At 70.8% G+C, this 26,269-nt stretch carries 20 protein-coding genes and 2 tRNA genes; 9 read left to right on the top strand and 13 right to left on the bottom strand.

Annotated elements, in window-relative coordinates; all coding sequences use genetic code 11:
* Positions 1-77: 77 nt before the first annotated feature.
* The 5 genes from clpX to ACFXKG_RS07310 all read right to left on the bottom strand — a co-directional run bounded on the left by clpX (position 78) and on the right by ACFXKG_RS07310 (position 5,037).
* Entirely contained in the window at positions 78-1,370 is a 1,293-nt protein-coding gene (clpX, locus tag ACFXKG_RS07290) for an ATP-dependent Clp protease ATP-binding subunit ClpX (RefSeq protein WP_365813829.1), read from the bottom strand.
* A 168-nt stretch (positions 1,371-1,538) separates the two neighbouring features.
* Positions 1,539-2,213, bottom strand: coding sequence for an ATP-dependent Clp protease proteolytic subunit (locus ACFXKG_RS07295; protein ID WP_384833756.1), 675 nt, complete (start codon positions 2,211-2,213; stop codon positions 1,539-1,541).
* Positions 2,214-2,299: 86 nt separating this feature from the next.
* Complete coding sequence (locus tag ACFXKG_RS07300; RefSeq protein WP_329827430.1) at positions 2,300-2,905, bottom strand: ATP-dependent Clp protease proteolytic subunit; 606 nt, start codon at positions 2,903-2,905, stop codon at positions 2,300-2,302.
* Positions 2,906-3,300: 395 nt separating this feature from the next.
* Complete coding sequence (gene tig, locus ACFXKG_RS07305) at positions 3,301-4,779, bottom strand: trigger factor (protein WP_384833759.1); 1,479 nt, start codon at positions 4,777-4,779, stop codon at positions 3,301-3,303.
* Between the two features lie 181 nt (positions 4,780-4,960).
* Positions 4,961-5,037 (bottom strand) — tRNA-Pro (locus ACFXKG_RS07310).
* A gap of 140 nt (positions 5,038-5,177) precedes the next feature.
* Between ACFXKG_RS07310 and ACFXKG_RS07315 the strand changes: the two genes are divergently transcribed.
* Positions 5,178-5,251, top strand: a tRNA-Gly gene (locus tag ACFXKG_RS07315).
* Positions 5,252-5,339: 88 nt separating this feature from the next.
* Here ACFXKG_RS07315 and ACFXKG_RS07320 read toward each other — a convergent pair.
* Positions 5,340-5,534, bottom strand: coding sequence for a hypothetical protein (locus tag ACFXKG_RS07320; protein WP_365813833.1), 195 nt, complete (start codon positions 5,532-5,534; stop codon positions 5,340-5,342).
* Between the two features lie 313 nt (positions 5,535-5,847).
* On the opposite strand from ACFXKG_RS07320, the gene ACFXKG_RS07325 reads away from it, so the two are divergent.
* On the top strand, positions 5,848-7,104 hold the full coding sequence (locus tag ACFXKG_RS07325) for a cation:proton antiporter (protein ID WP_384833763.1): 1,257 nt from the start codon (positions 5,848-5,850) through the stop codon (positions 7,102-7,104).
* 78 nt (positions 7,105-7,182) lie between these two features.
* Here ACFXKG_RS07325 and ACFXKG_RS07330 read toward each other — a convergent pair whose 3' ends face one another.
* Positions 7,183-8,364, bottom strand: coding sequence for a PP2C family protein-serine/threonine phosphatase (locus tag ACFXKG_RS07330; RefSeq protein WP_384833765.1), 1,182 nt, complete (start codon positions 8,362-8,364; stop codon positions 7,183-7,185).
* Positions 8,365-8,470: 106 nt separating this feature from the next.
* On the opposite strand from ACFXKG_RS07330, the gene ACFXKG_RS07335 reads away from it, so the two are divergent.
* Complete coding sequence (locus ACFXKG_RS07335; protein WP_384833768.1) at positions 8,471-9,718, top strand: GNAT family N-acetyltransferase; 1,248 nt, start codon at positions 8,471-8,473, stop codon at positions 9,716-9,718.
* A 24-nt stretch (positions 9,719-9,742) separates the two neighbouring features.
* Here the strand turns inward: ACFXKG_RS07335 and ACFXKG_RS07340 are convergent, their stop codons facing one another.
* Positions 9,743-10,663: an Fpg/Nei family DNA glycosylase gene (locus tag ACFXKG_RS07340; RefSeq protein WP_384833771.1), complete on the bottom strand. Its 921-nt coding sequence runs from the start codon at positions 10,661-10,663 to the stop codon at positions 9,743-9,745.
* Positions 10,664-10,740: 77 nt separating this feature from the next.
* Positions 10,741-11,232 (bottom strand): ribose-5-phosphate isomerase, encoded by a 492-nt coding sequence (locus tag ACFXKG_RS07345; RefSeq protein WP_384833774.1) that lies wholly within the window; start codon positions 11,230-11,232, stop codon positions 10,741-10,743.
* Positions 11,233-11,466: 234 nt separating this feature from the next.
* On the opposite strand from ACFXKG_RS07345, the gene ACFXKG_RS07350 reads away from it, so the two are divergent.
* Both ACFXKG_RS07350 and ACFXKG_RS07355 read left to right on the top strand, forming a co-directional pair.
* Positions 11,467-12,897, top strand: a complete 1,431-nt coding sequence (locus tag ACFXKG_RS07350; protein ID WP_384833777.1) for an amino acid permease — start codon at positions 11,467-11,469, stop codon at positions 12,895-12,897.
* Positions 12,898-12,973: 76 nt separating this feature from the next.
* Complete coding sequence (locus ACFXKG_RS07355; RefSeq protein WP_384833780.1) at positions 12,974-14,320, top strand: FAD-binding oxidoreductase; 1,347 nt, start codon at positions 12,974-12,976, stop codon at positions 14,318-14,320.
* Between the two features lie 49 nt (positions 14,321-14,369).
* On the opposite strand, the gene ACFXKG_RS07360 is transcribed toward ACFXKG_RS07355, so the two are convergent.
* Positions 14,370-14,954, bottom strand: a complete 585-nt coding sequence (locus ACFXKG_RS07360) for a biotin transporter BioY (protein WP_384833783.1) — start codon at positions 14,952-14,954, stop codon at positions 14,370-14,372.
* Positions 14,955-15,222: 268 nt separating this feature from the next.
* Here ACFXKG_RS07360 and ACFXKG_RS07365 point away from each other — a divergent pair, with 268 nt between their 5' ends.
* Positions 15,223-15,864, top strand: coding sequence for a superoxide dismutase (locus tag ACFXKG_RS07365; protein ID WP_384833786.1), 642 nt, complete (start codon positions 15,223-15,225; stop codon positions 15,862-15,864).
* Positions 15,865-16,043: 179 nt separating this feature from the next.
* Here the strand turns inward: ACFXKG_RS07365 and ACFXKG_RS07370 are convergent, their stop codons facing one another.
* A complete protein-coding gene (locus ACFXKG_RS07370) occupies positions 16,044-16,682 on the bottom strand; it encodes a DsbA family protein (protein ID WP_384833789.1) in 639 nt (212 codons plus the stop codon).
* Between the two features lie 167 nt (positions 16,683-16,849).
* Here ACFXKG_RS07370 and pepN point away from each other — a divergent pair, with 167 nt between their 5' ends.
* A complete protein-coding gene (pepN, locus tag ACFXKG_RS07375) occupies positions 16,850-19,429 on the top strand; it encodes an aminopeptidase N (protein ID WP_384833791.1) in 2,580 nt (859 codons plus the stop codon).
* Positions 19,430-19,583: 154 nt separating this feature from the next.
* A complete protein-coding gene (locus ACFXKG_RS07380; protein ID WP_384833794.1) occupies positions 19,584-20,843 on the top strand; it encodes a hypothetical protein in 1,260 nt (419 codons plus the stop codon).
* Between the two features lie 35 nt (positions 20,844-20,878).
* On the opposite strand, the gene ACFXKG_RS07385 is transcribed toward ACFXKG_RS07380, so the two are convergent.
* Both ACFXKG_RS07385 and ACFXKG_RS07390 read right to left on the bottom strand, forming a co-directional pair.
* A complete protein-coding gene (locus tag ACFXKG_RS07385; protein WP_384833797.1) occupies positions 20,879-22,063 on the bottom strand; it encodes a serine hydrolase domain-containing protein in 1,185 nt (394 codons plus the stop codon).
* An 89-nt stretch (positions 22,064-22,152) separates the two neighbouring features.
* Positions 22,153-22,644 (bottom strand): NUDIX hydrolase, encoded by a 492-nt coding sequence (locus ACFXKG_RS07390; protein WP_384833800.1) that lies wholly within the window; start codon positions 22,642-22,644, stop codon positions 22,153-22,155.
* Between the two features lie 257 nt (positions 22,645-22,901).
* Here ACFXKG_RS07390 and ACFXKG_RS07395 point away from each other — a divergent pair, with 257 nt between their 5' ends.
* Positions 22,902-26,264: a S8 family serine peptidase gene (locus ACFXKG_RS07395; RefSeq protein WP_384833803.1), complete on the top strand. Its 3,363-nt coding sequence runs from the start codon at positions 22,902-22,904 to the stop codon at positions 26,262-26,264.
* Positions 26,265-26,269: the final 5 nt, after the last annotated feature.

Below are 26,269 nucleotides of genomic sequence, written 5' to 3' on the forward strand. Positions count from 1 at the left end.
ACGGCCCGGGGTACGACTATGGGGCGCCCGGCCGTATCGTTGCCGGCCGGGCGCCCCTTCGTCGTGCGCGGCGTGCGCTACGCGGACTTCTCGTGGCGGCCGTCGTTCTTGACGATCCTCGGCTCGCGCGGGACCAGGGTCGGGTTGACGTGGGAGTGGACCACGTCCTCCGTGATCACCACGCGGGCCACGTCCTTGCGGGACGGGACCTCGTACATCACCGACTGGAGGACCTCCTCCAGGATGGCGCGCAGGCCGCGCGCGCCGGTGCCGCGCAGGATCGCCTGGTCGGCGATGGCCTCCAGGGCCGGGCGGTCGAAGTCCAGCTCCACACCGTCGAGTTCGAAGAGCCGCTGGTACTGCTTGACCAGTGCGTTGCGCGGCTCGACCAGGATCTGGAGGAGGGCGGCGCGGTCCAGGTTGTGGACCGAGGTGAGGACCGGGAGACGGCCGATGAACTCCGGGATCATCCCGAACTTCACCAGGTCCTCCGGCATGACCTCCTGGAACTGGTCGCTCTCCTCGATCTCCCGCTTCGAGCGGATCGTGGCGCCGAAGCCGATGCCCTTGGCGCCCGCGCGCGACTCGATGATCTTCTCCAGGCCGGCGAAGGCGCCGCCCACGATGAAGAGCACATTGGTCGTGTCGATCTGGATGAACTCCTGGTGCGGGTGTTTCCGGCCGCCCTGCGGCGGGACGGAGGCCGTGGTGCCCTCCAGGATCTTCAGCAGGGCCTGCTGGACGCCCTCGCCGGAGACGTCACGCGTGATCGACGGGTTCTCGCTCTTGCGGGCGACCTTGTCGATCTCGTCGATGTAGATGATCCCGGTCTCGGCCTTCTTGACGTCGTAGTCCGCCGCCTGGATCAGCTTGAGCAGGATGTTCTCGACGTCCTCGCCGACATAGCCGGCCTCCGTCAGCGCCGTCGCGTCGGCGATGGCGAACGGGACGTTGAGCATGCGCGCCAGCGTCTGCGCGAGGAGTGTCTTGCCGGAGCCGGTCGGGCCCAGCAGCAGAATGTTGGACTTCGCCAGCTCGATCGCGTCGTCACGGCCGGACGCGCCGCCGTTCTCGCCGGCCTGGACCCGCTTGTAGTGGTTGTAGACCGCCACCGAGAGGGCCTTCTTCGCGGGCTCCTGCCCGACGACGTACCCCTCGAGGAACTCGTAGATCTCGCGTGGCTTGGGCAGTTCCTCCCAGCGGACCTCGGAGGTCTCCGCGAGCTCTTCCTCGATGATCTCGTTGCAGAGGTCGATGCACTCGTCGCAGATGTACACACCGGGACCCGCGATGAGCTTCTTCACCTGCTTCTGGCTCTTCCCGCAGAACGAGCACTTGAGCAGGTCGCCACCATCACCGATGCGTGCCACGAGGTTGCTTCCCCTTCGCCTGGGAGCAGCTTTGGTTCAGCGGCTCCTGTGCCTCATATCCGACGGTACCTTGCCCGGGCCCGGGTTCGGGCCTCCCTTGGCGCGGTTCACATGGTCGCGGGCAATCACCCGCGACCGTCACGAGCCGCGCCAAGGGCGCCGGGTGTGTCAGGCGGCCGCTGCGGCCGTGGTCTTGCGGGTCGACACGATCTGGTCGACGAGGCCGTACGCGAGCGCGTCGTCGGCGGTCAGGATCTTGTCGCGCTCGATGTCGTCGCGGACCTTCTCGATCGGCGTCGTCGAGTGCTTGGCCAGCATGTCCTCCAGCTGGGCGCGCATCCGGAGGATCTCGTTGGCGGCGATCTCCAGGTCGGAGAGCTGCTCCCGGCCGGTCTGGCTGGACGGCTGGTGGATCAGCACGCGCGCGTTCGGCAGGGCGAGGCGCTTGCCCGGGGTGCCGGCGGCGAGCAGCACGGCGGCGGCCGAGGCGGCCTGGCCCATGCAGACCGTCTGGATGTCCGGCTTCACGAACTGCATCGTGTCGTAGATGGCCGTCAGGGCCGTCATCGAACCGCCGGGGCTGTTGATGTAGATGGAGATGTCGCGGTCCGGGTCCATCGACTCCAGGCACAGGAGCTGCGCCATGACGTCGTTGGCGGAGGCGTCGTCGATCTGCACGCCGAGGAAGATGACCCGCTCCTCGAAGAGCTTCGCGTACGGGTCGTACTCGCGCACGCCCTGCGAGGTGCGCTCCACGAAGCGCGGGACGACGTAACGGTTGTCCACCTGCGGGCCGGTGTAGAGGCCGCTCGTGGGGAAGTTGTTCATGTGCGTGTTCACCATCCTGTGGCGTTCGGTGGGCTGGGCCGGGGTCGGAAGGGGCGTCGGGGTGGGTGCCCTCAAGGCGTGTGTCCTCGGGGCGCCTGCCTTCAGGCCCCGGTGCCGCCGCCGCCCGGAACGCCCGAGGCCGCGGTGATGATCTCGTCGATCAGGCCGTAGTCCTTGGCCTCCTGGACGGTGAACCAGCGGTCGCGGTCGCCGTCGCGGATGATCGTCTCTTCGGTCTGGCCGGAGTGGAAGGCGGTGATCTCCGCCATCCGCTTCTTCGTACGGAGCAGGTACTCCGCCTGGATCTTGATGTCCGAGGCGGTGCCGCCGATGCCGGCGGAGCCCTGGTGCATCAGGATGTCGGTGTTGGGGAGCGCGAAGCGCTTGCCCGCGGTGCCGCCGGTAAGCAGGAACTGCCCCATGGAGGCGGCCATGCCCATACCGATGGTGACCACGTCGTTGGGGATGTACTGCATGGTGTCGTACACGGCCATGCCGGCCGTCACGGAGCCACCGGGGCTGTTGATGTAGAGGAAGATGTCCTTGTCCGGTTCGGCGGCAAGGAGCAGCATCTGGGCCGTGATCTTGTTCGCGATGTCGTCGTCGACCTGCTGGCCGAGGAAGATGATCCGCTCTCCGAGCAGCCGGCTGTAGACCTGGTCGCCGAGGCCACCACCGAGGGACGGCTCACCGGCGGCGTAAGGCATCAGATTCGTCACGTATACACCTGCTCGTCTCTGACGGCTGCGGCCGTCTCAGCGTCTTCGTACCGGGGACGGGAGACTCCCCTGCCCTCGTATTCATGGACCCTAACGCGCTGGTCGGCGCGGGCCATCCCGCTTCCGTTGCTGTTCGCTGGGAGCGCAAGGTAGTTGAGGCTCCGGGCGGCCGCCACCGGGTCCTGTACGGGCCTGGGCGGGCCTGTGGGCCCCTCTCCCGGCCTCCGGCCGTCCCCGGGGGCACGGGGGCGCCACGGGGGCTCCGGGCGGCCACGGAGGGGCCCCGGCGGGCCGAGGGTCCGGCGGGGCGGACAGGGCGGGCCCCGGGCGCGTGTCGCGTCCGGGGCCCGATCCGTCGGTTCCGTCGGTCAGAGCGTGACCGCTCAGGCGCCGGGCTTGTCGGCCTTCTCGTCGTCGGCCTTCTCGTCGTCGGCCTTCTCGGCGCTGTCGGCCTTCTCGGCGGCGTCGGCCGTCTTCTCCTCGGCGGCGTCCGCCGCAGGGGCCTCGGCCGTCTCGGTGGCCTCGGCGGCGGCGGTCTCGGCCGCCTCCTCCTCGTCCTCCAGGTCGACCGGGTTGCCGTTGGTGTCGGTGACCGTGGCGGCCTCGACGACCACCGCGAGCGCCTTGCCGCGGGCGACCTCGCCGACGAGCATCGGCACCTGGCCGCCCTCGACGACGGCCTGCGCGAACTGGTCGGGGGACATGCCGGAGGACTGCGCGCGCCGCATGAGGTGCTCGGTGAGCTCCTCCTGGTTGACGTTCAGCTTCTCCTTGTTGACCAGCTCGTCGAGGATGAACTGGGTCTTGATGCCCTTGACCGCCTGCTCCTTGGTCTCGGCGTCGAACTCCTCCTCGGTCTTGCCCTGGATCTCCAGGTACTTCGCGAGGTCGAGGCCCATCTGGCCGAGCTGGTGGTGCTCCAGGTTGTGCTTGCGGGTGTTGATCTCCTCCGCGAGCAGCTTCTCCGGGATCGGCACCTCGGCGAGCTTCAGCAGCTCGTCGAGGACGCGCTCCTGGGCCTGGGTGGCCTGGTCGTACTGCTTGCTGCTCTCGAGGCGCTTGCGGCTGTCGGCCTTCAGCTCGTCGAGGGTGTCGAACTCGCTCGCCATCTGCGCGAACTCGTCGTCCAGCTCGGGGAGCTCGCGGGCGGCGACCTGCGTCACCTTGACGGTGACCTCGGCGGCCTTGCCCTCGGCGGTGCCGCCCTTCAGCTCGGAGGTGAAGGTGGCCTCGCCACCGGCCTCCAGGCCGGTCACGGCCTCGTCGATGCCGTCGAGAAGCTCTCCGGAGCCGATGGTGTACTGCACACCGCTCGCCACTCCGTCGGGCAGGACCTCGCCGTCGACCTTGGCCTCCAGGTCGATCGTCACGACATCACCCTCGGCGGCGGCGCGCTCGACCGGGTTGGTGGACGCGAAGCGGTCGCGCAGCTCCCCGACCGCCTTCTCGACGTCCTCGTCGCTGACCTCCACGGCGTCGACCGTGACCGCGATGCCGGAGTAGTCCGGGATCTCGATGACCGGGCGGACGTCCACCTCGGCGGTGAAGGAGAGCAGTTCGCCGTCCTTCAGCTCCGTGATGTCGACGTCGGGCTGGCCGAGGACGTTGAGCTCACCCTCGTTGACCGCGTCGGTGTAGAACTTCGGGAGGGCGTCGTTGACGGCCTCCTCCAGCACAGCACCACGCCCGAACCGCTGGTCGATGATCCGGGCCGGGATCTTGCCCTTGCGGAAGCCCTTCACCGTGACCTGCTGGTTGATCTTCTTGTACGCCGCGTCGAGGCTGTCCTTGAGCTCCTCGAAGGGCACCTCGACAGTGAGCCGAACCCGAGTCGGGTTCAGGGTCTCCACGGCGCTCTTCACGGTTCGGTCTCCTTGGTGGCTGATTCTGGGGTTCTGCCGGAATTCGCCGCACACGCGGCGCGGCCCGGCGGATTCGGCCCGGTTCTTCAGAGACTCTGCAGACACACGGGCACGCAGTTTGCATAGTAACCGCAAGCGGGAAGAGCCCCACAATGTGACCGGGCGACGTGATCTTGAACGATGGTCGGGGTGGCCGGATTCGAACCGACGACCTTCCGCTCCCAAAGCGGACGCGCTACCAAGCTGCGCCACACCCCGTCGGTGCGACACGAAGGGTACATCCCCGCAGGGGCTCCTCCGTCATCCTTGACCGGCGCTTTACGGGTGTGCGGCGAACGCCCGGGACCCGCTACGATGTTGTGCGTGCCCGGGTCATGCGGACCTGCGGCGCATGCTGTGCGGGCGTAGCTCAATGGTAGAGCCCTAGTCTTCCAAACTAGCTACGCGGGTTCGATTCCCGTCGCCCGCTCCACGGCCCCGGCCCGATCAGGTGCGTACGTCACCGGTCGGGCCGGTGGCGTTTTACGGGACCGGCCGGACCACACGGCCGGGCGGGCCGGTCAGAAGCTGATCTGATTGATGGTGTCGGCTATCGAGTTGAGGAACCGGTTGACCGACGGCGCCATGTTGGTGGACGCGAGGAAGAAGCCGAAGAGGATCGCGACGATCGCCGGACCCGCCTTGATCGAGCCACCGCGGATGAGCACCACGAGGATGACCGCCAACAGAAGCACCACAGACAGTGAGATGGCCACAACTGATCACACCCTCGGTCGGTCCGCCTAGCCCAGCCCCGCGGGGTCGTGTGCGACACCACGTACCCCGTACATCCTGCTCGGACCATCGTGCCATCAACCTTCCCGCGGGTGGGGGTCCGGCACTCCATCAATTCCGGCCAATTGACGTATAGATACCGGTTGTTGACGATTTGTGCTCGACGAACCTCCGCCGTCTTCCGTTACTCGGTAAATCGTTTGGTAAACTAATTACTGACGATTTCTTGACGCACCCTTGACTCGATCTCGACGGAGGAACGATCCCATCGGACACGCAGAGACCCTCATAGCCATGGGTGGCGCCTTCCTGGCCGCCGCCGTTCTCGCCCGACTGGGCGGCCGCATCGGTCTGCCCACGATCCCCCTGTTCATCCTGGCCGGGATCCTCCTCGGCCCGCACACGCCCGGCATCGTGCTGGTCAAGGACCCGCACGAGCTGGAGATGCTCTCCGCGCTCGGCCTGGTGCTGCTGCTCTTCTATCTCGGTCTGGAATTCCACCTCGACGACCTCAAGGCGGGCGGCCGGAAGATGGCGCTCGCCGGCGGCGCCTATCTCGTGCTGAACGTGGGCGCCGGGCTCGGCTTCGGCTTCGCGCTGGGCTGGGGCACCTCCGAGGCGCTGGTGCTCGCCGGTGTGCTCGGGATCTCGTCCTCGGCGATCGTCACCAAGGTGCTCGTCGACATGGGCCGCATCGGCAACCCCGAGACGAAGCCCATCCTCGGCATCATCGTGGTCGAGGACATCTTCCTGGCCCTCTACCTCGCCGCGCTCCAGCCGATCCTGTCCGGCGCCGACAGCGCGTCGGCGGCGATCATGGACGGCGGGAAGGCGTTCGGCTTCCTGCTGCTGCTCGCCCTGGCCGCCCGGTTCGGGACGAAGGTCATCGGCCGGGTCATGAACACCAAGGACGACGAGCTGCTCGTCATCAGCTTCCTCGGCGCGGCGGTCCTGGTGGCCGGTGTCTCCGAGTGGTTCGGGGTCGCGGACGCCATCGGCGCGTTCATGGTCGGCCTGATGCTGGGCGCCACCACGTCGGGCGACCGGATCCGGGAGCTCGTCCACCCCCTGCGGGACGCGTTCGGCGCGATCTTCTTCTTCGCCTTCGGCCTGTCGATCAACCCCGGTGATCTGCCGACCGTCCTGTGGCCCGTCCTCGCCGCCGTCGTCGTGACGCTGGTGATGAACGTCGCCGCGGGGGTGAGCGCGGCGAAGATCTTCGGCTTCGGCGCGGGACCGGCCGCCAATATCTCCACGACCCTGCTCGCCCGCGGCGAGTTCGCGCTGATCCTCGCCACGATGGCGGCGGGAGCGGGCCTCGACAGCCGGCTCGCGCCCTTCATCGCGGGGTACGTCCTGCTCCTCGCCGTCCTCGGCCCGCTGGCCGCCGGCCGCTCGCACTGGCTCGCCCGGATCCTGCCGGGCGGACGCCAGGACGGAGACGGAGACGGTGACGGACCGGGGAGCACCCCGGGGGCCGGTGGCCCGTCCCTCGCCGCCGGCCGGGGCAGCCGGGACGGCATGGACACAGAGGCGGCCGTGACGAGCTGACCGGCGATGCCCGCACTGTTACCGGACACCTGTTCCGCTACCGGATGTCCCTGCTTACCTGACGACCACCACGCCGGCTCAGGCCGGGAGGCCGGGCGGGCTCGACGGAGTCTGCCCGGCCTCTCTGCAGATCAGGAGCAGGGCGCGGTCGTCGTTCACGTCCTTCGCCACCGCCTCGATGAGATGCCAGGCCGCGCCGTCGAACCCCGGGACGACATAGCGGTCGGCCTCGCCGGTGAGGCGGTCGATGCCCTCGCCCAGATCCCGGCCCGGCGCCTCCACCAGGCCGTCCGTGAAGAGCATCAGCACGTCGCCGGGGCGCAGGGAGCCCTTGACCGGGTCGAACTGGGCCCCTTCGTACACCCCGAGCAGCGGGCCCTCCCCCGACTTCTCCTCCCAGCGCCCGCTGCCCGCGTGGAGCTGGAGCGCGGGGAGATGCCCGGCGGAGAGCAGCTCGTAGTCGCCGGAGTCCAGGTCGAGGACGAGGTGGATCGAGGTGGCGAAGCCCTCGTCCCAGTCCTGGCGGAGCAGATAGCCGTTGGCGGCGGGCAGGAAGGCGCCCGGCGGGAGCGAGCCGAGCAGCCCGCCGAAGGCGCCGGACAGGAGCAGGGCGCGCGATCCGGCGTCCATGCCCTTGCCGGAGACGTCGGTGAGGACGACCTCCAGGGTGCGTCCGCCGTTGGTCCTGGCGGCGACCACGAAGTCGCCGGAGAAGGACTGGCCGCCCGCCGGGCGGAGCGCCATCTCGCGGTGCCATCCCGTCGGCAGCCAGGGCAGCGCGCTCTGCACGCGGATCCGTTCGCGCAGGTCGAAGAGCATGGTCCCGCCGCGCCGCCAGGGTACCCCGACCCGCGCCCTGAACTGGGCGATCAGCAGCCCGAAGAGCCCGCAGGCCGCCACCACCAGCACCGTGCCCGGCGTGACCGTGGCCGCTCCGTCCGGGTACGGGCCGAGGACCATCGACTCGACGATCAGCGCGGCCGCGGCCGCCGCGTACAGGCTGAGCAGGCTCGCGGGGCGCAGCACCAGGCCGCCCGCCACGATCGGCAGGACGAGCGCGGAGGGCGCGCACCAGACGGGTATCGCCATCGTGGTCAGCGCGATGGCCGGGACGGTCAGCAGGAGCCCGACGAGCGCGATCCAGTCGGAGCCGTCACCGCGGAAGTAGTCGACGGCGGATCTGCGCACACCGATCCGGGCCCGGTGCAGCCTCCTGCGCATCCGGGCCGAGTACGCGTCCGCTCTTGCGACCTTGGCCATCGTGGTGGACCCTACCGAGCCGCCCGGCCGCCGCGCAGGGGGACCCCCGTGACATTGTGTTCGAAATCGGGTCGCCTCGGCGTCCGAGGCCTGGTACTGATGGCATATGACACTGGATCTGAGGGTGCCGAACCAGTCCGAATACGACTCCTGGCAGGGGGCGTTGGAGCTCGCGTTCGGGGGTGTCGAGGGAAGTGTCGGGGACCCGGACCTGCTGCGCGATCTGGCCGAGATCGAGCGGGCGATCGGTGTCTGGGACGGGGACGAGTGCGTGGGCACGGCCGGGGCGTACAGCTTCCGGCTCTCCGTGCCCGGGGGCGCGCAGGTGCCCACGGCGGGCGTGACGCGGGTCAGCGTCGCGCCCACGCACCGGCGGCGCGGGGTGCTCACCTCGATGATGCGGCGCCAGCTCGACGACGTCCGGTCCTGGGGCGAACCGCTCGCCGTGCTGACGGCGTCGGAACCGGTGATCTACGGACGGTACGGCTACGGCGTCGCGAGCCACGCGCTCACCGCGGAGATCGACACGTCCCGGGTACGGATCCAGGCGCCCGGGGGCGGTGACGGGCACGGCGACGGGATACGTCTGCGCCGGGTACGGCCGGACGACCCGGAGGTACGGGAGGCGTGCGAGGCGCTGTACGCGGCGGAGGTCGCCCGGCGCCCGGGGATGCTCGGCCGCCGCCCCGGCTGGGAGCGGCTGCCCGTCGTCGGCACGGGCGTGGCGCGCGACGGCCGCTCCCCGCTCCAGTGCGTGCTGGCGGAGCGGGACGGCGAGGTGGTCGGGTTCACGCTCTTCCACAACCGCCCGGAGTGGGACTCGGCGGGCCCGAAGGGCACGATCGAGCTGCAGGATCTCCATGCGGCCGACCCGGTGGCCTACGCCGAGCTGTGGCGTTTCCTCTTCGGGATCGACCTGACGTCGGCGGTACGGGTGCGCAGCCGGCCCGTGGACGATCCGTTCCGGTATCTGGTCTCCGACCCCCGCCGGTGCGCGCTGCGGATACGGGACGACCTGTATCTGCGGCCGGTGGAGCTGGCCCCGGCGCTGGAGGCCCGGACGTACCGGACACCGGTGGATGTGGTGCTGGAGGTGACGGACGCCTTCTGTCCCTGGAACGAGGGGCGCTGGCGGCTCAGCGGCGACGCGAAGGGCGCGACCTGCGCGCGGACCGCGGACGCGCCCGACCTGGTGCTCTCGGTGGTCGAGCTGAGCGCCGCCTACCTGGGCGGTACGTCCCTGACCGCGCTGGCGGGCGCGGGGCGGGTGCGGGAGGTACGGGCGGGCGCGCTGGACGCGGCGTCGGTCGCGTTCGGGTCGGACGTCGCGCCGTGGCTGCCGCACGGGTTCTGAGCGCCCGGCCCTCCTGAGCGGGCGCTACCTCCGCTGGCAGCCGGGGCACCAGAAGAGGTTGCGGGCGGCGAGCGTCGCGGTGCGGATCTCGGCGCCGCAGAGCAGGCAGGGCATCCGGGCGCGGCGGTAGACGTACACCTCGCCGCCGTGGTCGTCGACGCGCGGCGGGCGGCCCATCGCCTCGGGGGTGTGCTCGGGGCGGACGGTGTCGATGCGGTTGTGCCGTACTCCCTCGCGCATGAGCGCGACGAGGTCCGCCCAGATCGCGTCCCACTCGCGGCGGGTGAGGTCCTTGCCGGCCCGGTACGGGTCGATGCCGTGGCGGAAGAGGACCTCGGCGCGGTAGACGTTGCCGACGCCCGCGATGACCTTCTGGTCCATGAGCAGGGCGGCGACGGTCGTACGGGAGCGGGAGATCCGGGTCCACGCCTTCTCGCCGTGGCCGTCACCGGCGCCGTCCCGGACGCGCAGCGGGTCGGGGCCCAGCCGGTCGTGTACGGCCTGCTTCTCCGGAGCGGTGATCAGGGCGCAGGTGGTGGGGCCGCGCAGGTCCGCGTAGTGGCCGCCGCCGGCCAGTCGCAGGCGGACGGTGTCGGTGGGCGGCGGGGCCGGGTCCGTACCGAAGCCGAGTTTGCCGAAGAGACCGAGGTGTACATGGACCCAGCCCCAGCCGGCCGCCCCGGTGTGCCCGGTGTGCTCCGGCTCCCCTGCGTCGCCGGGCTCGCCTGTCCCTCCGGGCTCGCCTGTTCCTCCGGGCTCGTCCGCTCCTCCGAAGCCGAGGAAGAGGTGTTTGCCGTGCGCGTCGACGCCGGTCATCACCTGACCGTCGAGGAGGGCGGCGCTGTCGGAGAACTTGCCCTGCGGGCTGGAGACCCGTACCGGCCGGCCGCCGAAGCGGGCGAGATGGTCCTCGGCGAGGCGGTGGATCGTATGCCCCTCGGGCACGGTGGCTCCTCGGCTTCCTCTGTGGCGCGGCATGGCTGTGCCGCCGGGACGGGTCGGTCCCGGCGGCACGGGAAAAGCTACTTCTCCGGCTGCGGGTGGTGGGCCGGGACCGGCGGCAGTTCGTGGGTCGTCTCGTACGCGGTGAGCATGTCGATGCGGCGCGTGTGGCGCGCCTCGCCGGAGTACGGGGTGGCGAGGAAGGTCTCGACGAACTTGGTCGCCTCGTCCTGGGTGTGCATCCGGCCGCCCACGGAGATGACGTTGGCGTTGTTGTGCTCGCGGCCGAGCGCGGCCGTCTGCTCGCTCCAGGCGAGGACGGCCCGGACGCCCTTGACCTTGTTCGCGGCGATCTGCTCGCCGTTGCCCGAGCCGCCGATCACGATGCCGAGGCTGTCGGCGTCCGCGGCCGTGCGCTCCGCGGCGCGCAGGCAGAACGGCGGGTAGTCGTCCTGGGCGTCGTAGATGTGGGGGCCGCAGTCCACCGGGTCGTGGCCCTGGGCGGTGAGCCACTCCACGAGGTGGTTCTTGAGTTCGAAGCCTGCATGGTCGGAACCGAGGTACACGCGCATGGTGCGAAGTGTGGCACGCGTGACGGGGCCCGCGCATGGCTGGGGCACGGATGGGTAGCGGTGCTCCAGATCAACGCTCCATTACGGAGCGCCGGGCCAGGGTAAAGATACGGAATTGCCACTTCCGTCGACAGCCAGGCGAACGCTTGAATGCGGGAGCTCGTCATTCGGGTTACCAGTAGACGTAAGGATTCTCGCATGACCTCCCTGCCGTCCCCCACGAAGGAAGGCGGAATGCCCAGCGAGCCTGGGAATCCGAACTCCTCCGACGGCCTGCACGCCGGTCTCAAGAACCGGCACCTGTCCATGATCGCGATCGGTGGTGTGATCGGCGCCGGCCTGTTCGTCGGTTCCGCCTCCGGCATCGCGGCCGCCGGACCGGCCATTCTGCTCTCGTACGCCCTGGTCGGCGCGATGGTTGTGCTCGTCATGCGCATGCTGGGCGAGATGGCCGCCGCGCGGCCCAGCTCGGGCTCCTTCTCCGCCTACGCGGACCAGGCGCTGGGCCGCTGGGCGGGCTTCTCGATCGGCTGGCTGTACTGGTTCTTCTGGGTGGTGGTGCTGGCGGTCGAGGCGACGGCGGGCGCGCAGATCCTGGAGGGCTGGATTCCGGCCGTTCCGCAGTGGGCGTGGGCGCTGATCGTGATGCTCGTGCTGACCGGGACCAATCTGGCGTCGGTGTCGTCGTTCGGCGAATTCGAGTTCTGGTTCGCCGGGATCAAGGTCGTGGCGATCACCGGATTCGTCGTCGTCGGCCTGCTGGCCGTCTTCGGGCTGCTGCCGGGCTCGGACAACCCGGGTGCCGGATTCGGGCATCTCACGGACGCGGGCGGGTTCTTCCCCCAGGGGCCCGGCGCGATCCTGACCGGGGTGCTGATGGTCGTGTTCTCCTTCATGGGCAGCGAGATCGTCACGCTGGCCGCCGGTGAGTCCGCGAACCCGCAGCGCGCCGTCGCCAAGGCGACCAACAGCGTGATCTGGCGGATCGCCGTCTTCTACCTGGGCTCGATCTTCGTCGTGCTGACGCTGCTGCCCTGGAACGACAAGTCGATCACCAAGGACGGCTCGTACGTCGCGGCCCTGAACTCGATCGGGATCCCGCACGCGGGGCAGGTCATGAACGTCATCGTGCTCACGGCGGTGCTGTCCTGCCTCAACTCCGGCCTGTACACGGCGTCCCGGATGGCGTTCTCGCTCGGCCGGCGCGGGGACGCGCCCGCGTCGTTCGCGCGGACGACCGGACGCGGCGTGCCGCAGACGGCGATCCTGTCGTCGGTGGCCTTCGGCTTCGTCGCGGTCTTCTTCAACTACCAGTGGCCCGACACGGTCTTCGCGTTCCTGCTGAACTCGTCGGGCGCGGTGGCCCTGTTCGTCTGGCTGGTGATCTGTTTCACGCAGCTGCGGATGCGCGCGATCATCCTGCGGGAGTCGCCGGAGAAGCTGGTCGTACGGATGTGGCTCTTCCCGTATCTGACCTGGGCGACGATCGCGATGATCTCGTTCGTGCTGGTCTACATGCTCACCGACGAGGCGGCGCGGGAGCAGGTGCTGCTCTCACTGCTGGTGGCGGCCCTCGTCGTGGCGGTCGCGCTGGTGCGCGAGGCGCGGCAGCGGCGGTCGGACAAGGAGGCCCCCGTGGCAGCCGGTGACCAGGTGAATAGCTGACGGTTCCTGTCAGGTATCGCGTCGAGGCTCTCCGCATCGCATCTGTCCCACCCGAGCGAAGCGGAGAGCCTCACCCATGTCCGAAATCCCTCGCGCCGCCGTTGTCCTGCGCCCCGGCGACCGCGGTCACGACGCCGAACTCGCCGGTTTCCAGACCGGTTTCCCGGTCCGCCCCGAGCTGGTGGTCGGCGCCGCCGACGCCGGGGAGGTGGCGGCCGCGGTGGCCCATGCCGCCGCCCGGGGGCTGCCCGTCGCCGTCCAGGCCACCGGGCACGGGCTGGCGGGCGCGATCGAGGGCGGTGTGCTCATCACCACCCGGCGGATGGACGGCGTACGGATCGACCCGGTGGCGCGCACGGCGCGGATCGGGGCGGGGGTGAGCTGGGCGCGGGTCGTCGCGGCGGCGGCGCCGTACGGGCTGGCCCCGCTGAACGGCTCCTCGCCCGGGGTCGGCGTCGTCTCGTACCTCCTGGGCGGCGGACTCGGGCTGCTGGCCCGGGAGTACGGGTACGCCGCCGACCACGTACGCTCCTTCGGCCTCGTCACCGCGGACGGCCGGTCGCGCCGGGTGACCGCGGTGGACGAGCCGGAGCTGTTCTGGGCGCTGCGCGGGGGCGGGCCGGGGCTCGGGGTGGTGACGGAGGTGGAGACGGTCCTGGTGCCGGTCGCGCGGCTGTACGGCGGTTCGCTGCTCTTCGACTGCTCGGGGAGCGGTGCCGGCACGCGGGCCGACGAGGTCGTGGCGGCGTACCTGGAGTGGACCCGGGGCCTGCCCGACACCCTGACGTCGGGGGTGAGCGTGATGGTCTTCCCGGATCTGCCGATGGTGCCGGAGTTCCTGCGCGGCCGGTACACCGTGTCCGTACGGGTCGCGTACACCGGTACGGCGGCGGAGGGCGAGCGGCTGGTGGCCCCGCTGCGCGCCCTCGGGCCGGTCCTGGCGGACACCCTGCGGGAGATGCCGTACACCGACTCGGCGTCCATCCACAGCGACCCGGAGCAGCCGCACGCGTACTACGGGGACAGCGCGATGATCCGCACCCCGGACGCCGGGACGGTGCGCGAGCTGCTGGCCGCGACGGGGCCCGCGGCGCCGGTGATGTGCGTCGTCCAGCTCAACCACCTCGGCGGCGCGCTGGCGAAGGAGCCCGATGTGCCCGGCGCCGTGCCGCACCGCGAGGCGGAGTTCCTGGTCCGTGTGCTCTCCCCGCTGGCCGGCACGGACCGGGCGGCGCTGCGGGCGCTGTACGGTCCGGTCCTCGGGGCGCTCGCCCCGCTGACGGTGGGGCGCTCGCGCAACTTCTCGTTCGGCGACGGCGCCCGCGCGGAGGGGCTGCACGGGGCCGGAACGGCGGACAGGCTCGCCGGGCTGCGGTCGCAGTACGACCCGGCGAACCTGTTCGGGCGGGGGCTGGGGGTGTAGGCGAGCCCTGGCATCCTCCTGGCATCCCCCCGGCACCTCCTGCCGTCCGTCAGCCCTTGTTGCCGAGGAGCTTCCAGGCGGCGGGCAGCGCGCCCATGGCCAGCGCCGCCTTGAGGGCGTCGCCGAGCAGGAAGGGCACCAGGCCCGCGGAGAGCGCGGCGGCCGGCGACATCCCGGTGGAGAGCGCGAGGTACGGGACGCCGACCGCGTAGATCACGGCGGAGCCCAGCACCATGGTCCCTGCGGTGCGGAGTACGGAGCGGTCGCCGCCGCGGCGGGCCAGGGCGCCCACCACCGTGGCGGCGAGCAGCATGCCGAGGACATAGCCGAAGGAGGCGCCGCCGGGGCCCGAGGAGCCCGCCGAGAACCAGGGGACCCCGGCCATGCCGACCAGGGTGTAGACGGCGAGGGAGAGGAAACCGCGGCGGGCGCCGAGCGCGGTGCCGACGAGCAGCGCGGCGAAGGTCTGGCCGGTCACCGGGACCGGGGAGCCGGGGACGGGCACGGCGATCTGGGCCGCGAGGCCGGTCAGGGCGGCGCCGCCGAGGACCAGGGCGATGTCCCGGGTGCGGCTGGCGGGGAGGAGGTCGGCGAGAACCGCTCCGGTAGGGGGGGCTGCGGCAGCAGTGCTCATGGGGACTCCGCGGATCGGGTGTGGGCGTGGCGGGGCGCCGTGGTGGGCGCCGGGGACAGCCCGACCGTAACCCACGCGTGTCCGGCGTATCACCGTCAGCCGTCCACAAAGCGGAGGTCAGCGCGTTGTCGGAGGTGTCACACCCGCGCACCCGGGGCGCCGGGGGTGTGCCGCGCACCGCCGGCGATTCCCGCGCCCCCTTCCGGACCTCTTGCTGCTAGCGTGCAGTTGCATAAGATGTGCAATAAGAGAGCCGGAGGGGCCCGCCATGGCCGTGTACACACTTCCCGAGCTGCCGTACGACTACGCGGCGCTCGAACCGGTCATCGATCCGCAGATCGTCGAGCTGCACCACGACAAGCATCACGCGGCCTACGTCAAAGGCGCCAACGACACCCTCGAACAGCTGGCGGAGGCGCGCGACAAGGAGTCGTGGGGAGCGGTCAACGGACTGGAGAAGAACCTCGCGTTCCACCTCTCCGGCCACATCCTCCACTCCATCTACTGGCACAACATGACGGGCGACGGCGGCGGTGAACCGCTCGCCGCGGACGGCGTCGGTGAGCTGGCGGACGCCCTCACCGCGTCCTTCGGCTCCTTCGCGGGCTTCAAGGCGCAGCTCACCAAGGCCGCCGCCACCACCCAGGGCTCGGGCTGGGGCGTGCTGGCGTACGAGCCGGTCGGCGCGCGGCTGATCGTGGAGCAGGTCTACGACCACCAGGGAAACGTCGGCCAGGGCTCCGTGCCGATCCTGGTCTTCGACGCCTGGGAGCACGCCTTCTACCTCCAGTACAAGAACCAGAAGGTGGACTTCATCGAGGCCATGTGGAACGTCGTGAACTGGCAGGACGTGGCGAAGCGTTACGCGTCCGCCAAGGAGCGCGCCCACAGCCTCCTGCTCGCGCCGTGACTGCCGTGACTGCCATGACTGCGCGACTGCCATGACGCTGTAGGCACCTATGGACGTCCTGCTCGTGATCGTCTTCTCACCCTTCACGCGCGGACGGAAGGACGAAGGGCCCCCGCGAGGACATGACTCGCGGGGGCCCTTCGGCGATCGTGGACAGTGATCGCGGACGGTGTACGCGGCTACTCGAAGCTGGGGGGCGCCGTGCGGGTGCGCTTGATCTCGTAGAAGCCCGGAATCGACGCGACCATCAGCGTGCCGTCCCAGAGCTTCGCGGCCTCCTCGCCCTTGGGCGCCGGCGTGACCACCGGGCCGAAGAAGGCGATCTGCTCGCCGTCCGCGCCGGGGACCGCGATGACCGGGGTGCCGACCTCCTGGCCGACCTTGTCGATGCCCTCCTTGTGGGAGGCGCGCAGCTCGGTGTCGTACGCGTCGGAGTCGGCGTACTCGATGAGGTCGGCGGGCAGCCCCACGTCCGCCAGGGCCCCGGCGATGGACTCGCGGTTCGTCCCCTCACCCCGGTTGTGGATGCGCGTGCCGAGCGCGGTGTACAGCTTCCCGACGACCTCGTCGCCGTGGAGCTGCTGGGCGGCGACGATCACCCGGACCGGCCACCAGGTCTTGCCGCCGGGACGCATGTTCTCCTGGTAGGCCTCGGAGAGCTGGTCCAGTTTGTCCTCGTTGAGCACCCCCAGACTCATCACGTGCCAGCGGACCTCGATGTCACGGACCTTCTCCACTTCGAGGACCCAGCGGGAGGTCATCCAGGCCCAGGGGCACACCGGGTCGAACCAGAAGTCGACAGGGGTCTTCTCGGACATTTCTCTCCTCCATGGCGGGTGGACGCACCTCGACGTCGTCAACGCGTCGCACGGCCGAGGTCATTCCCCCGCTCCCCGTGCCGCCTCGTTGTCGGCGGCCCGTGCGAGGATCGTTGCTGTTTCGGAGAGCGAGACCCGCGACGAAGCACGCAACAGAGGAGAGACCCGTGCCCGGTGAGAACCTGTCCCGCGACGAGGCCCGCGAGCGGGCCGACCTGCTGTCCGTAGACGGGTACGAGGTGGCCCTCGACCTGCGTTCGGCGGTCGGCGAGACGGACGGGGACGGGCCACGGACCTTCCGCTCCGTGACCACGATCCGCTTCCGCTGCGCCGAGCCGGGCGCGGCGTCCTTCGCCGACCTGATCGCGCCGAGCGTGACGGCGGTGACGCTCAACGGCCTCGACCTGGATCCGGCGGCCGTCTTCGACGGTGCGCGGATCACGCTGGAGGACCTGCTCGCGGAGAACGAGCTGACGGTGGACGCCCAGTGCGCGTACAGCCGTACGGGCGAAGGAATGCACCGCTTCGTCGACCCGGAGGACGGCGAGGTCTATCTGTACACGCAGTACGAGCCCGCCGACGCCCGTCGAGTTTTCGCCAACTTCGAGCAGCCGGACCTGAAGGCGCCGTACCGCTTCGAGGTGACCGCGCCCGAGGGGTGGACGGTACGGAGCAACGGGGAGGGGACGCTCACCGACGGTACGTGGCGGTTCGCGGATACGAAGCCGATCTCGACGTACATCACGGCCGTCCTGGCGGGTCCGTACCACGAGGTGGCCGACTCCTACCGGCGTACGTTCGCGGACGGCACGGTGCTGGAGATCCCGCTGGCCGCGCTCTGCCGCAAGGGGCTGGCCCGGTACTTCGACGCGGAGGACGTCTTCCTCGTCACCAAGCAGGGGCTGGACTTCTTCCACGACCACTTCGACTACCCGTACCCCTTCGGGAAGTACGACCAGGCGTTCGTGCCCGAGTACAACCTCGGCGCAATGGAGAACCCGGGGCTGGTGACCTTCCGCGAGGAGTACATCTTCCGCGGCCAGGTCACCTCCGCGTCGTACGAGCGCCGGGCCAATGTGATCCTGCACGAGATGGCGCACATGTGGTTCGGCGATCTCGTCACGATGACGTGGTGGGACGACCTGTGGCTGAAGGAGTCCTTCGCCGACTTCATGGGCTCCTTCTCGATGGTGGAGGCGACCCGCTTCACCGACGGCTGGATCACCTTCGCCAACAACCGCAAGTCCTGGGCGTACCGCGCCGACCAGTTGCCCTCCACGCACCCGGTCACGGCGGACATCCGCGACCTGGAGGACGCGAAGCTCAACTTCGACGGGATCACGTACGCCAAGGGCGCGTCCGTGCTGAAGCAGCTCGTCGCGTACGTCGGACGGGACGCGTTCCTGGAGGGCGCCCGGCGTTACTTCAAGCGGCACGCGTACGGCAACACCCGGCTGGGCGATCTGCTCGCCGTCCTGGCGGAGACGTCCGGGCGGGAGCTGGCGGGCTGGTCGCGGGCCTGGCTGGAGACGGCCGGGGTCAACTCGCTGACGCCGCAGCTCACCTGTGACGCCGAGGACCGGATCACGGAGCTGGCCGTCGTGCAGGACGCGGCCCCCTCGCATCCGCAGCTCCGACCGCACCGGGTGGCGGTCGGGCTGTACCGGCGGACGGCCGACGGCGACCTGGTGCGGTACGCGCGCGCCGAGGCCGATGTGGACGGGGCACGTACGGTCGTCAAGGAGCTGGCGGGGGCCGAGCGGCCCGAGCTGGTCCTCGTCAACGACGACGACCTGACGTACTGCAAGATCCGCTTCGACGCCGGGTCGCTGGACACCCTCCGCGACCACCTCGGCGATCTCACGGATCCGCTGGCGCGCGCCCTGTGCTGGTCGGCGCTGTGGAACCTCACCCGGGACGCGCTCATGCCGGCCCGGGACTTCATCGGGCTGGTGTTCCGGCACGCGGGCCGCGAGTCCGACATCGGTGTGCTCCAGATGCTGCACGCGTGGGCGCGGTCGGCGCTCACCCACTACGCGGCGCCCGCCTGGCGCGAGGAGGGCGCGCTGCTGCTGGCGCAGGGCGCGCTGAGCGAGCTGCGGACGGCGGAGCCGGGCAGCCAGCACCAGCTCACGTGGGCGCGCTTCTTCGCGGCGGTCGCCGAGTCGGAGTCGGACCTCCAGCTCCTGCGGGGCCTGCTGGCGGGCACGGCGAAGATCGACGGGCTCAGCGTCGACCAGGAGCTGCGCTGGGCCTTCCTGGAGCCGCTGGCGGCGCACGGGCAGGCCGACGAGTCGGTCATCGACGCCGAACTGGCGCGGGACGACACGGCGTCGGGCAAGCGCCACCAGGTGCGCTGTCTGGCGGCGCGCCCGTCCGCGGCGGTCAAGGCGCAGGCGTGGGCGCAGGTCGTCGAGTCGGACTCGCTGTCGAACGCGCTGGTGGAGGCGACGATCGCGGGCTTCGCCCGGCCCGGTCAGCGCGAGCTGCTGGCGCCGTACGCGGCGAAGTACTTCGCGGCGATCGAGCGGGTGTGGACGGAGCGTTCGATCCAGATCGGCATGTACGTGGTGCGGGGGCTGTTCCCGGCGCTCCAGGACGACCGTACGACGCTGGAGGCGACCGAGTCCTGGCTCGCGGCGCACCGGAACGCGGCCCCGGCGCTGCGCCGGCTGGTCCTGGAGGCGGCGGACGACATGGCGCGCTCCCTGCGCGGCCAGGAGTGCGACGCGGCGGCCGCGGGCTGAGGGACGGTCCTGCCCGGGGCTGGGCAACGGGTGGAAAGACGGTCTGTCTGATCGGCAGTCGAACACCCTTACTTTAGTACGAGGTTGTCCGGATTTGCCGACAGATTCGTCACGGCGGTTAGTCCCCCCGCCTCGCGGGGGGAGACACCCGGACATGAACAACAACACCCCGGTCTCCCCCCGCCCCTTCCCTCCCAGCCCGCTCCCCCTGCTCTCCGCCGATGTGCGCTCCCGCGTGCTCTCGTCGGCGCAGCTCAGGGAGTACGGCGTACCGGCCGGGCGGGCGGCCGCGCGGTGCCGGGCCGGTGGCCCCTGGCAGCAACTGCTGCCGGGGGTCTTCCTGTTGCACGCGGGGCCGCCGACCGCGGAGGAGCGGCTGCACGCGGTGCTGCTGTACGCGGGCCGGCCGACCGCGGCGGCCGCCGGGGAGGTGCCCGTACAGCCGGGGCCTTCCGCCGCGCAGGCCACGGCTCCGGCCACGGCTCCCGGCCCGGCCCCGTACAGCACGGTGATGGTCACGGGGCTCGCGGCGCTGGCGCTCTACGGGTTCACGTCCGCTCCGCCGCTGCTCGCGCTGGAGCGGATCGACGTGCTCGTGCCGCGCACGCGGCGGCTGCGCTCCACCGGGTACGCCCGGCTGATCCGCGCCCATGTGCTGCCGCTGCCCGAGCTGATCGACGGGCGGCCGGTGGCGCCCGTGGCGCGCGCGGTGGCCGACGCGGTCGCCCATCTCTCGGACGCGCCCTCCGTGGTGGAGGTGCTCACGGAGGCGGTACGGAGCGGGCACTGCGACCCGGCGACGGTCGTACGGGAGCTGAGCCAGTCAGGGCTGCTCTCCCGTCAGCATGTGGTGGACGCGGTGGACACGCTTCTCACGGAGGGGCGGGCGCTGGCCGAGGGGCGGCTGTACGAGCTGGTGCGGTCGTACGGGCTGCCGGAGCCGGTGTGGAACGTCGATCTGCGGCTGCCCGGCGGCCCGCACCTCGGCGGGGTGGACGCCTACTGGCCGGAGCGGGCGGTCGCGATCGAGCTGGACACGCGGGCGCCGCGGCCGGGCGGCCGCCGTCCGGGCCCCGGGCGGGAGTTCCCGGCGCCGGACCTCCCGGCGTCCGGCCTCCCGGTGTCCGGTTCCGCGGTGTCCGGTCCCGCCGGACCTGACCTGCCCGGATCCGATCTCCCGGGGCCCGATCTCCGGGGGCCCGATCTCCGGGGGCCCGATCTCTCGGACGACGAGCAGTGGTCGGCGACGGTACGCAAACGCGAGCACCTGGAGCTGCTGGGCATCACCGTCGTCCATCTCACGCCGAAGAAGCTCCGTGAGTCGCTGGAGCAGCAGGCCACGGTGGTCCGTACGGCGCTGATGGCGGCGGACGACCGGGATCCGGCGGCGCGGGTGGTGGTCCTGCCGCGGTGAGCCCCGCGCCGGGGAGGGCCTGCCGCGGTGGGCCCTCAGCCGCAGAACTCGGCGTCGTTGACCTTCTGGATGTCCCCCGCCCAGTCGGCGTTGAAGTTGAGGGCGAGCGCGTGCCGGCCGTCCTCGGTCGTGACCGCGCTGGACTGCGAGCCGTGGATCTCCCCGTCGTGGCCCCAGACCTCCTTGCCGCAGGAGAGCTCCAGCCGCATCAGGCCGAGCCCGTAGCCCGGTCCCGAGGTGTTCGGCTTCCCGTCCGTCACCGACACGGTCTCCCGCATCTCGGCGAGCTGGCGCGCGGGCAGCAGTTCACCCTTGAACAGTGCGGTGACGAAGGTGTTCAGATCGGCCGTGTTCGAGATCATCTCGCCGGCCGCGCCCGCGACCGAGGGGTTCAGCTCGGTGACGTCCTCGACCTTCGGCACCGGGTCGGCGGTGAGGACGGCGTAGGCGCGGCCCGAGGGCATGGGCAGCCGGACGGCGGTGCCCGGCAGGCTGGTGGCGCGCAGCCCGAGCGGGCGCAGGACACGCCGCTCGACCTCGTCGGCGTACGGGCGTCCCGTCACCTTCTCCACGATCATCCCGGCGAGGACGTAGTTGGTGTTGGAGTACTTCCAGCCGGTACCGGGGGCGAAGTCCGGCCGGTGTGCCAGGGCGAGGTCGGCCAACTGGCGTGGCGTCCAGGTCTCGTAACGGTGGACCAGGAACTTCCCGGTGAAGATCCTGTCGCGGAACTCCGGGTCGGCGGTGTAGTTGAAGAGCCCGCTGGTGTGGTTGAGGAGTTGGCGGACGGTGACGGCGCGTCCGTCGTTGCCGTTGCCGCGCACGACGCCGGGGAGCAGCGATTCCACGGTGCCGTCGAGATCGATCCGGCCCTCCGCCTCCAGTTGGAGGACGACGGTGGCGACGAACGTCTTGGTGAGGGAGCCGACGCGGAAGCGGTCCGGCGCCCGGCGTTCGCGGCCGGTGGCCAGATCGGCGGTGCCCGCGACGCCGTACCAGGCGCCGCGCCGGTCCCTGACCTGCGCCAGTACCCCGGGCATGCCCTCCTCGACGAGGTCGTCGAGGGCGCGCTGGGTGGCGCGGTGCCCGGGGCCGCCGGGGCCCGTTCCTCCGCTCCCGGGGGGCGGCGCGGCCACGGCGGAGCCCGCCTGCGCGGTGCCGGCGAGCACTGCGGCCACCAGGGTCACGACGGAGGCGTAACGGACCCTACGTAATCTCATGCGAACTCCTCGTGTCTGCGGGCGCGGTCGGCGATCAGGACCCGGTCGGCACCCGACCGGCTGCCCGCCCAGCCGAGGTTGACCCGGTTTCAGCCGTTTTCCGCCCGACCCGGTTCGGCGGGGGTGTGCTCCGAACCGGTGACCCGGCCGACGGCCGGCCGTTCGCGCCAGAGGCGTACGCCGACGTCGACGAGCTCGACCCGGTCGAGGGCGCCGAGCGCGTCCAGCGCGTGCCAGGCGGCCAGATCGGTGGATCCCTGCGCCTCGGGGCGGAGTTCGCCCCCGGTGATCCGGCCCTCGTAGATGATGCGCAGCCCCTGGAAGTCGGCGAAGGCGCCCAGTTTGCGCGGGTAGCGGCGGCGGATCGAGTCCATTCCCAGGAGCGCCGTCATCTCGCTGAGGTGGCCGGTCTCCTCCTCCACCTCGCGTACGGCCGCGTCCACGGGGTCCTCGCCGTGGTCCATGCCACCGCCCGGGAGGGTCCAGCGTTTGGTGCCGTCCTTCGCCACCCAGCGCGCGAGGAGGATCTGTCCGTCGTGGACGCACACGGCATACGCGGCCACTCGTAGCTCCTGGTTCATTCCGTGAGCCTAGTGCCCCTCCCCGAGCAGCTCCGGCCGGTCGCGGCGCCCGTAGCGCGACCGGCCGCGCACGCGGCGCCGGTTGACCTGGTACCGATCGCCCGTTTGTTCCACCCTTTGGCGCAAGTGACGCGGTGGCGGATCTCCGCCATGACTCAAACGCGCCCCTGGCAGCTCTCCACAAAACCCCGACTTATACGAAAAGCTGATCGGTCATCCGGTACCGAAATCCGGACTGCCTCTTTCACCGAACAAGGATGCTGATGACCATCGAATCCAACAGCTCCATATCCGGGCCGAGACGCGTGGCCCGGGTCGCGGCGGCAGCCGGCCTGGTGGCCGCGCTGATGGCCGCCGGCACGGTGCCCGCGTTCTCCGCGACGGGCGCCGACGACCCGGCCGCCCCCGCGCCCGTGAAGTCGTCCGCCGGCTCCGACAAACTGGGCGCGGCCGACGCCGATCTGCTCGCCAAGGCGAAGGCCGAGGGCGAGAAGAACGTCACCGTGATGATCGCCACGGCCCCCGGCGCCACCGAGCAGGTCGTCGGCCAACTGGACGCCGTCGACGGCGTCGTGGTCGGCAAGACGTACGACAAGCTCGGCTACGTCCGCGCGACACTGCCCACCGGCAAGGCCGACGCGGCGATCAAGGCGGCGCAGAAGCTCTCGTCGGTCCACGGCATCGATCTCCAGCAGGAGATCGAGCTGGACGACCCGCGGCCCGCGGCGGACACCGCGCCGGGCTCCGCGTCCAAGAGCTCCGCGGCCAAGAACTCCGCGAAGAGCCCGGCCGTGAAGAAGTACCCGGCGCCGGACCGGAAGACGCCCGCGAAGAACCCGTACAACCCGTCCTTCGAGACCGGCGCGGTCGACTTCGTCAAGAAGCACCCCAAGGCCGACGGACGCGGCGTCACGATCGGCATCCTGGACACCGGCATCGACCTGGGCCACCCCGCGCTCCAGAAGACCACCACCGGTGAGCGCAAGGTCGTCGACTGGGTGACCGCCACCGACCCGGTCTCCGACGGCGACGGCACCTGGCTGCGGATGAACGGCGCGGTCAGCGGCCCGTCGTTCACGGCGGCCGGCCGTACGTGGAAGGCCCCCGCGGGCTCGTACAAGTTCACCACCTTCGCCGAACGGGCCACCCTCGGCGGCGACATGGCCGGTGACCTCAACCGCGACGGCGACACCACCGACGTGTGGGGCGTGCTGTACGACCCGGCGACCGGCACCGTACGCGTCGACCTGGACAACGACGGCGACTTCACGAACAACGCCGCGATGAAGCCGTACAAGGACGGTTTCCAGATCGGCTACTTCGGCACGGACGACCCGGCCACCCCGGTGGTCGAGCGCATCCCGTTCACCGTCGAGATCCGCAAGGACGTCGTTTACAACGCCGCGGGCGCAACGTCCGACTACGTCAGCATCGGTGTCATCGAGGGCTCGCACGGCAGCCATGTCGCGGGCATCACCGCGGCCAACGGGCTCTTCGGCGGCACGATGAACGGCGCGGCGCCCGGCGCCAAGCTGGTCTCCTCGCGCGCCTGCACCTGGAGCGGCGGCTGCACCAGCGTCGCGCTCACCGAGGGCATGATCGACCTCGTCGTCAACCGCGGCGTCGACATCGTCAACATGTCGATCGGCGGTCTGCCGCCGCTCAACGACGGCAACAACGCCCGTGCCGAGCTGTACAACCGGCTCATCGACACCTACGGCGTCCAACTCGTCATCTCGGCGGGCAACGACGGCCCCGGCACCAACACCATCAGCGACCCGGCCCTGGCCGACAAGGTCATCTCCGTCGCCGCGTCGATCTCCAAGGAGACCTGGGCCGCCAACTACGGCTCCGGCGTGTCGAAGAAGTACGCGCTGCTCCCCTTCTCCTCCCGGGGCCCGCGCGAGGACGGCGGCTTCACGCCGACCCTGACCGCGCCCGGCGCGGCCATCAACTCCACCCAGACCTGGGCGCCCGGCGGCCCGGTCGCCGAGGCGGGGTACGCGCTGCCCCCCGGCTACTCGATGCTCCAGGGCACCTCGATGGCCTCCCCGCAGGCCGCGGGCGCGAGCGCGCTGCTGATCTCCGCCGCGAAGCAGAAGAAGATCGAGCTCTCCCCGGCGAAGCTGCGCACGGCGCTCACCAGCACCGCGTCGAAGATCTCCGGTCTCCAGGCGCACGAGCAGGGCGCCGGTCTCATCGATGTCGTGGACGCGTGGAAGTCGATCGAGCGCGCCTCCGGCAAGCACGCGGTCGCCGCTCACGAGTACGGCGTGAAGGCACCGGTCGACACCGCGCTCGACCAGTTCCTGAAGACCCCGGGCTTCGGCACCGGTGTGTACGACCGCGAGGGCGGGCTGAAGGCCGGCCAGAGCCGTACGTACGACGTCGTCATCACCCGGACCACGGGCGGGCAGGGCGCGCTGGAGCACCGGCTGAAGTGGAAGTACGACGACGGTACGTTCCGGCTGCTCGGCAGTGACCGGATCAAGCTGCCGCTGAACCAGCCGGTGACCGTCAAGGTCCAGGCCCGACCCGGTTCCGCCGGGGTGCACAGCGCGATCCTGGAGGTCGACGACCGGCGCACGGAGGGTGTGGACAAGCAGATCCTCGCCACCGTGGTCGTCGCGAAGGAGCTGACGGGCGCGTCGAAGCCCGCGTACACCGTCACGGCGAAGGGCTCGGTGCAGCGCAACAGCTCGACGTCGTACTTCGTCACCGTGCCGGAGGGCGCCAAGACGCTGGAGGTGGCGCTCGGCGGGCTCGCCAAGGACAGCCAGACCCGCTTCATCTCGCTGCACCCGTACGGCGTGGCGATGGAGAACAGCTCGACGGTCAACTGCTACCCGAACTACCCGAACCCCAACAACACCTGCCGCCCCGACGTGCGCTCGTACGCGGACCCGGCGCCCGGTGTCTGGGAGATCGAGGTGGAGTCGCGCCGTACGTCGCCGCTGCTGGACAACCCGTACACCCTGGACGTGACGCTGATGGGCGCCTCCTTCGACCCGGCGGTCACCTCGATCCCCGAGGCGAAGATCGGCACCGCGACGCCGGTCACCTGGAAGGTCACCAACGGCTTCGCGGCGATCGACGGCACCCTCGGCGGCGGCTCGCTGGGCTCGGCGAAGGTCACCCGCCCGACGATCTCGGACGGTGACCAGCAGACGACGACCGTCACCCTCGGCGCGGGCGTCGAGCGGCTCGACGTGGCCATCGGCGGCACCTCGGACAACGGCGCCGACCTGGACCTCCTGGTCTACCGGGACGGCGTGCAGCTCGGCGCGTCGACCTCGGCGGGCTCGGAGGAGGCCGTCAGCCTGGCCAACCCGGCCGCCGGCACGTACACGATCCTGGTGGACGCCTACTCGGTCCCGGCCGGGACCACGGCGTACGACTACCGCGACGTGTACTACTCGGCGTCCCTGGGCTCGGTCACGGCCGACGCCTCCAAGCCCGTGAAGCTCCCCACCGGCGCGTCGGCCGAGGTCTCGGCGAACGTCCTGGTGAGCAGCGCGGCCCCGGCGGGCCGGCAGTTCTTCGGCGAGGTCAAGCTGCTGAACGCGCGCGGTACGGCCGCGGGCACCGGCAGCGTGATCATCGAGAGCGTCACACCGTGACCTCT

The sequence above is a fragment of the Streptomyces sp. NPDC059255 genome (assembly GCF_042752355.1).
Taxonomy (GTDB): domain Bacteria; phylum Actinomycetota; class Actinomycetes; order Streptomycetales; family Streptomycetaceae; genus Streptomyces.

Bases quoted from the DNA above. Each gene is read 5' to 3' on its own strand.
- ACFXKG_RS07295 (WP_384833756.1), bottom strand. From the start codon at position 2,213: ATGGTGAACACGCACATGAACAACTTCCCCACGAGCGGCCTCTACACC.
- ACFXKG_RS07300 (WP_329827430.1), bottom strand. From the start codon at position 2,905: ATGCCTTACGCCGCCGGTGAGCCGTCCCTCGGTGGTGGCCTCGGCGAC.
- ACFXKG_RS07325 (WP_384833763.1), top strand. From the start codon at position 5,848: ATGGGTGGCGCCTTCCTGGCCGCCGCCGTTCTCGCCCGACTGGGCGGC.
- ACFXKG_RS07330 (WP_384833765.1), bottom strand. From the start codon at position 8,364: ATGGCCAAGGTCGCAAGAGCGGACGCGTACTCGGCCCGGATGCGCAGG.
- ACFXKG_RS07335 (WP_384833768.1), top strand. From the start codon at position 8,471: ATGACACTGGATCTGAGGGTGCCGAACCAGTCCGAATACGACTCCTGG.
- ACFXKG_RS07345 (WP_384833774.1), bottom strand. From the start codon at position 11,232: ATGCGCGTGTACCTCGGTTCCGACCATGCAGGCTTCGAACTCAAGAAC.
- ACFXKG_RS07350 (WP_384833777.1), top strand. From the start codon at position 11,467: ATGCCCAGCGAGCCTGGGAATCCGAACTCCTCCGACGGCCTGCACGCC.
- ACFXKG_RS07355 (WP_384833780.1), top strand. From the start codon at position 12,974: ATGTCCGAAATCCCTCGCGCCGCCGTTGTCCTGCGCCCCGGCGACCGC.
- ACFXKG_RS07360 (WP_384833783.1), bottom strand. From the start codon at position 14,954: ATGAGCACTGCTGCCGCAGCCCCCCCTACCGGAGCGGTTCTCGCCGAC.
- ACFXKG_RS07365 (WP_384833786.1), top strand. From the start codon at position 15,223: ATGGCCGTGTACACACTTCCCGAGCTGCCGTACGACTACGCGGCGCTC.
- ACFXKG_RS07370 (WP_384833789.1), bottom strand. From the start codon at position 16,682: ATGTCCGAGAAGACCCCTGTCGACTTCTGGTTCGACCCGGTGTGCCCC.
- ACFXKG_RS07380 (WP_384833794.1), top strand. From the start codon at position 19,584: ATGAACAACAACACCCCGGTCTCCCCCCGCCCCTTCCCTCCCAGCCCG.
- ACFXKG_RS07385 (WP_384833797.1), bottom strand. From the start codon at position 22,063: ATGAGATTACGTAGGGTCCGTTACGCCTCCGTCGTGACCCTGGTGGCC.
- ACFXKG_RS07390 (WP_384833800.1), bottom strand. From the start codon at position 22,644: ATGAACCAGGAGCTACGAGTGGCCGCGTATGCCGTGTGCGTCCACGAC.
- ACFXKG_RS07395 (WP_384833803.1), top strand. From the start codon at position 22,902: ATGCTGATGACCATCGAATCCAACAGCTCCATATCCGGGCCGAGACGC.